5 protein-coding genes and 1 pseudogene are annotated in these 6,441 nt (G+C 40.5%); 2 read left to right on the top strand and 4 right to left on the bottom strand.

What is annotated here, in order from left to right:
* Positions 1-241: 241 nt before the first annotated feature.
* The 3 genes from uvrC to CK510_RS24305 form a co-directional block, all read right to left on the bottom strand.
* On the bottom strand, positions 242-2,116 hold the full coding sequence (gene uvrC, locus CK510_RS24315; RefSeq protein WP_095724128.1) for an excinuclease ABC subunit UvrC: 1,875 nt from the start codon (positions 2,114-2,116) through the stop codon (positions 242-244).
* Between the two features lie 433 nt (positions 2,117-2,549).
* Positions 2,550-2,765 carry a hypothetical protein gene (locus CK510_RS24310; RefSeq protein WP_095724126.1) on the bottom strand — a complete coding sequence of 72 codons (216 nt, stop codon included), beginning with the start codon at positions 2,763-2,765 and terminating at the stop codon, positions 2,550-2,552.
* The gene (locus CK510_RS24305; protein WP_095724125.1) at positions 2,755-4,347 is read right to left on the bottom strand and encodes a photosystem II high light acclimation radical SAM protein; all 1,593 of its coding nucleotides are present in this window, start codon (positions 4,345-4,347) and stop codon (positions 2,755-2,757) included. The genes CK510_RS24310 and CK510_RS24305 overlap by 11 nt, the downstream gene beginning before the upstream one ends.
* Positions 4,348-5,092: 745 nt before the next feature.
* Between CK510_RS24305 and CK510_RS24300 the strand changes: the two genes are divergently transcribed.
* Positions 5,093-5,491 (top strand): DUF1830 domain-containing protein, encoded by a 399-nt coding sequence (locus CK510_RS24300; protein WP_095724124.1) that lies wholly within the window; start codon positions 5,093-5,095, stop codon positions 5,489-5,491.
* 7 nt (positions 5,492-5,498) lie between these two features.
* Here CK510_RS24300 and CK510_RS33650 read toward each other — a convergent pair.
* A pseudogene (locus CK510_RS33650) lies at positions 5,499-5,636 on the bottom strand (RNA-guided endonuclease TnpB family protein); the annotation flags it as partial.
* A gap of 248 nt (positions 5,637-5,884) precedes the next feature.
* Between CK510_RS33650 and CK510_RS24290 the strand changes: the two are divergent.
* Positions 5,885-6,337, top strand: coding sequence for a DUF4079 domain-containing protein (locus CK510_RS24290; protein WP_095724127.1), 453 nt, complete (start codon positions 5,885-5,887; stop codon positions 6,335-6,337).
* Positions 6,338-6,441 lie beyond the last annotated feature (104 nt).

Genomic DNA, 6,441 nt, shown 5'->3' with positions numbered 1-6,441 from the left:
TTGCGACTCAGCGCGTACGTTCCACCCTGCGGGTAGACGCGCAAGCGGCTTCTGTAAGTAGCAAGCTACAGAATGACATTGAGCATTTCTTTCTGTGGAGTTATCTAACAATAGTCGTAGGTAAATACCTAACCCACCAACGGTTATAAACCACATCTATTTTGAGAACCATATTTTTTAAAAGTAGTGGGAGCATCTTGCTCCCTGCGGGTAATCGATATTGGATTTTTCCAATCATCAATTACGGATGAAAATAGTTGTAAATTTCTTGAGCGAGATGGGAACCTATCCCCGAAACTTCAGCTAATTGTTCTGTTGTAGCTTGCCGAATATAATCAACCGAGCGGAAATGAGCTAAAAGTAGCTTTTGTCTGTGATGTCCCAAACCAGGAATTTCATCTAAACGCGATCGCGTCAATTTATCGCTACGTTGTTGACGATGGAAGGAAACAGCAAATCGATGTGCTTCATCACGTAAACGTCGTAAAAGCTGGACTCCTGGCTGTTCTGCATCGGTTTCCAAAGGTAAAGATTCCCCTGGGAGAAAAATTTCTTCGCGTTTTTTTGCTAAACTACAAACCCGCACGTCTTCAAGCAAATTCATCCCTTGCAACACCGTAATCACCGACGAAAGCTGTCCTTTGCCTCCGTCAATCATTACCAAGTCGGGAAAATCGGGATTTCCTTGACGTTTTAATTCTGGTTCCTCCAGAAACTTACGAAACCTTCTTTGGATAACTTCAGCGAGGGAAGCAAAGTCATCGGAATGTCCGATTGTCACCGTTGGGTTTTTGATTTTATAGTGACGATAATGCTGCTTTGCGGGTATTCCATCAATAAATACCACTTGGGAAGCAACTGCATTAGAACCTTGGATGTGGGAAATGTCGTAACCTTCAATCCGATGGGGTAAATCTGGTAAATCGAGAATAGTTGCTAAATCTTGCGTTGCTTGAAGATTGCGATCGCCAAATTTTTGCAGACGTTGCAACTCATATTCTGCATTGCGTTCCACCATCTCAATTAATTCAGCTTTAAGTTGACGTTGCGGTGTAATAATACTTACCTTTCGACCCTTGCGCTGTGTCAAAGCTAACGCCAAAATATCGCTATCAGGTAACTCATGCTGCACAACAATTTCCGTAGGAATTTCCACATCATCGGCAGTTTGGTAATGTTCTTCCAAAACCCGTTGTAAAATGGCTTCAGGTTCAGCATGTCCATCTGCTACAAAAGCCAAACGACCAACAAGTTGACCAGCACGAATTTGGAATAATTGAATACAAGCGTGATTTTCGTCCTTTGCTAAAGCGATCGCATCCCGCGAAACTGTATCATCGGGAAGGGAAACTTTTTGATCGGCATTAAGCGACTTTAAACCGTTGATTTGGTCGCGATATCGAGCAGCAGCCTCAAAATTCAACGCTTCAGCTTGTGTTTGCATCCCTTCACTGAGAATATCAACGAGTTCCTGTACCCTTCCTTGGAAAACCATCGCTACTTTCTGGACAATTTTGCGATAATCTTCTGGGGTGACAAGTTTTTGACAGACACCGGGACATCTTCCCAAATCATAATTCAAACAGGGGCGGTCTTTAAATAAAGGTTGGGGACGTTGACGTAGGGGAAAAATCCGCTTACAAATATGGACAATTTCCCGAAGTAAATGGGAATCAGTATATGGTCCGTAATATTTATCTTTTTGCTTACTTAGTTGACGCTTACGGGTAATAAAAATGCGTGGATAATCTTCTGACCACGTAACACAAACATAAGGATACTTTTTATCATCTTTTAGCAGGACATTGAAATAAGGTTGGTGCTGCTTAATTAAATTTGCTTCTAACGCAAGTGCTTCCGCTTCACTATCAGTAACGATAAACTCAATATCGCTGATTAGCTTTACCATCGTCGCAATTCGTTCACTGAGACGTTGAGACTCACGGAAATAGGAACGAACACGCGATCGCAATTTTCGAGACTTACCGATATAAATAATGCGATCGTTATCATCACGCATGAAATAAACCCCAGGTTCGGGAGGAATTTCAGCTAGACGACTTTCTAAGCGATCGGGGTCTTTTACAAGTGGTAGTGTTTTAGTAAGTATTGTCACAGTTTCATTCATGTAGATATTAAATCCACAAAGCTACCTACATCTATTTTAGCTTTTCTCCTGTACACATAATTCTCTGATTTTGTCCGTCACTCAATCTATTGAATCCCCCTTTTCAAGGCAGGGCTGTTTCGTTCCCTTTTAAACAGGATTTGTCAAGATAGTTACCGATAAATGCCTAAGTAAGGGTGACAATTAAATGAACTTTTAAGCACTCAGATATCCGTAGCTTTGTGCGTTTTCTCGACACGCTGGTAACAAAATAACCAGTTTTAAATTGCTAGAACCCTTGATTTTTAAGGTGTTTTAGGGGATGAATCAGCCCTGCTTTTCAAGGGGGGAAAATAAAAATTCAGTTCCCTTCCATTCACAACGGGAAAATAAGAGTCTAGTACAGGTTGGCGTAAATATGCCTGCCATTTAGGACTTGAATTTATTCCTCTTTTAGAGGACTTTCGCTATTAGACAGAGGTTTATAACCTCTGGCAGGTTTGGTATTCACAATAGTCGGTTGACTTGCGCCGTGCTGTACTAGTTCCCTCCCCTTAGCAAGGGGAGGGTTAGGGTGGGGTTCTTGAGGATTAGGGTAAAGTTCGAGTATTTTATTTATATGTACACCGTAATTAATTACAGATACATCACTTCGCACTTACCAACTGCTTTTCCTTTGGTTCAACTGGTGCAGTCAAAGCTTCTTCCAGAGGGGAACAACCCAATTTTTCCTCCAGAATCTTCATCACTTCACGACCAAAATCATTAGGATTTTGCTTCCATGCTTGTAAGCAAACTTCCCCAAAGAACGAACCCAGGGGTTCCGGATTCCACAGTAATTTCTTGGCAGTCCAAGGCATTAAACTCATTGGATCGTATCCTGGTTTGAGAATACCTTCCTTAAAAGCATATTCTTCCAAGTGAGTATGGGGTTGCAAGCCAATAAAGAAAATCGCTGGTTCTACTTTATCCGCACCAAAAATGCGTTCCAGTTCCCGATGATATGCGATCGTTTGTCGGATGGTTTCTGGACGTTCGTCAATCACGTTAAACGAATAATTGACAGAAACCAAATCATTAAAACCTGCTGCTTTTAAATCTCGGCAATTTTGCAACACCGTTCGCAGGTTATAACCCATCCGCATTTTCCGCACAAGTTCTTGGGAACCACTGGTGATACCGATTTCAAAGTAATTCAATCCGGTTTTCACCATCAAATTAGATAATTCTGGTGTTAAATTGTCTGCACGAATATACGCAGCCCAATTAATATCCGTCATCCCCGAATCGACAATTTTCTGTAATAATTCCACCGCATCATCAATGAACCTGCGTGCGGGAATAAATTGAGCATCGGTAAACCAAAAATTGCGAACACCTCGGTTATAAAGCTGTCGCATCTCCGCAACCACTTCATCACTAGGATTAATCCGTACCTGCTTACCCTCAACAACGGTGTACACACAGTAACAACAATTATGGGGACAACCCCGTTTAGTTTGCACACCAATGTAAAAGTCTTTTTCCAGCAGATAATACTTAAATTCCGACCAGATGCTTTCAATATAATCGTAGTCGCAGGCAGATTTTTCTAGTGGTGTGGGCTGTTCGTGGATTAAACGCTGCCTGGGTTCATCTCCCCCGACAACGTAACACCTTTCATCCCCAATCTCGCTACCACTCAATAACTTCGTCAGCAGGGTTTCACCTTCACCAATCGAGATAATCGTTCCCTTAGGCAAACTTTTACCAAGTTGTTCGTAAAATACACTCACCGCACCACCACCGACAATAGTACGAGCTTCTGGGTGGTATTTTTGAGCAAGCTTCAAACCGCGTTTAATTAACCCAATATTTCGCCATAGCTCCACATAGTAAGCGATGAAAATTCGCAAACCTCCCAAAGCACCACGTAATTTTATCAGTGGATTCAGGGCATAGTAAAACTCAAAAGCGTTTTGCAAAGGGTTTCCACCACGTCCCCCCACTGGTGCATAAATTTGGATATCACGCCAAGAATACACCAGTAATGTCGGCTGAAACTCATTAATACAGCGCTCTAAAGCCGCAGCATAATCTAATGGGGGTACTGTTCCCATGTCGAAAATCTTCTGCTCGATGCTGGGAAACTGCTTATGAACGTGATCTGAGAGATAGACAACCCCAATGGGAAAGATGGGGTTACAAGGAAGACGAACGTAGAGTATTCGGTTTTCCATCATTTCGGGTTTAACTTCCATCTTTGCCTTCGTTTAAGGGTGAAGAATTTTGTTTGACTTAATTTTGTCTGATTTATATATGAACTTATATAAATTGTAAATTTATTTTGCTTTTTGTCTCATAATCTGATTTTACCGGACATATGGGGAAATAAGTTGAGAAAAAATCCCTTTTCCTGGTTATTACGGGTTAATAAATTCCTTGAGACGAAAAATGCATAGTATCCATAGATAGTTATAGATAGATTAAAGTAAGTGGTTTGCGTGCCGTCATGGACCAAACCAAGGTAAATTCTTGGTTGGATTTGCGATTGATGGAATCATCACAATGATAATTATAGTTTTGCTAGATGTGGGAAATCTCATAGAAAATCTCTGCTAGAAAGTAGATAAAATTTGGGTTGAACTAATGTATCGACTCATGCGATCGCATCTACTTTTGTCATGACAGCAAATCACTCCAAAGCCTTTTGGGCAATATCATCTACTTCCTATCATGCTAGTTTTATAATTCATTTTTTTCAAAAATTAGATCGAAATATAAAAGGCTTTATTGTGTAATCTAAAAATGAAATAAAAGCATATAATTTTAAGAAAATTTATATATTACTTACTTTAAAATAATTATTCCACTTATTACACATCTCTTTAGATAGATATTTGGTAAAAAATGATAGTTGGTAGTGACAGTTACAGCATGTGGGATCACCCGATGTTAGCTTTGGTTTTGTAATGTAAAATTGTGGCGTAAAGCTCCTCAGCAGTTATGACTCAAATTTTAGACTCCTTACCACCTGAACAATCTGGGAAGATTCTCTGCTGCTACGTAAATGCCACCAGCAAAATCCAGGTAGCACGCATCTCTGACGTTCCTAACTGGTACTTTGAACGGGTAGTATTTCCTGGACAGAGACTAGTGTTTGAAGCTCCAAGAACATCTCACCTAGAGATTCATACGGGGATGATGGCAAGCGCGATCATATCGGATAATATTCTGTGTGATCGCCTTATGGTTGACGATTTTGATAGCGATATTAAAAGTGAAAATTTTGACGATGGTTCCCGTACATCAGGTGACAGTATCAATCAAACAACTATGGTGTCACCAATTCATCCAATCCCTGGAGAAACAACAAAACCTCTAAAAATCGTTGGTTTAGCGTGAACTACTCCTAGTTGCCTTCGGCTGAACTAGGAGCTTCTGTAATCACGGGGGAGTGCCTAAACTTAGACTTTCGCCCAAGAGTAGGACTTACCTCCCCTCCTACAGCAGAGACGGCTGAACCTTCCGGCTTTAGCATTCTGATACCCAGGTAAGCAGCCCTATTTTGTTATTTAATTAATAAAAATATATATGGTGATAAGCTGTTCCACATTTAAATCATATAATCTAAATTATTATACTTCTTGTGGGGTGGGCATCCCTGCCTGCCTTAATGTATGATTTAGGTGCTTTTTAGCTTAGAGCGATAGGCAAAGCTTAACGCCAAATGCGATCACACTCTACTTAAACAGTAAAGTAATCTTGTCTATCACATCGAAAAATGGATTATTTCCCTTGAACCTTCCTTCATTTATTTGGCTGTGGAAAATCGCTGCTTGGTCAATGGGTTTATCGATACTTGCTTATATTTGTTTGGCAGCATCCGGAATATTCATGTATCGAAGACGACAGCACCCTCAACACACTCGTGATTTTACTTATAAAACTGTAGTTCTACGCTTGTTTCACTATGCCATTGGTGGCTGCATGGTATTCCTGGTATTACTACTACTAGCAGTTGGAATTGTGGGAACTCTAGGTCATTTTGGTTCCTTAGGACACTCATCCCATTTAATCGCAGGTTTAACAACAGTTGTATTAGTTTTGACTTCAGCTTTTGCCGCTATGCAAATTAATTCCCATCCTTGGGCTAGATATGTACATGTCAGTATCAATATTATTTTATTTTTTGGCTTTGCTTGGGTATCACTAACGGGTTGGGATGTGGTGCAGAAATATTTGCCTTAGGAAGAAGTCAGAATTCAAAATTTAATGCTTAGAGTATGTTTGAAAAGTCGGACAAGGTATAAATTGTCATTCTGAGTGGAGTCTTACGGAACGTACGCGCTACG

This window comes from Brunnivagina elsteri CCALA 953 (genome assembly GCF_002289455.1).
GTDB classification, from domain to species: Bacteria; Cyanobacteriota; Cyanobacteriia; order Cyanobacteriales; family Nostocaceae; genus Brunnivagina; species Brunnivagina elsteri.
The sequence above is the reverse complement of the archived record's forward strand: the minus strand, read 5'-3'. Positions and strand labels throughout refer to the sequence as shown.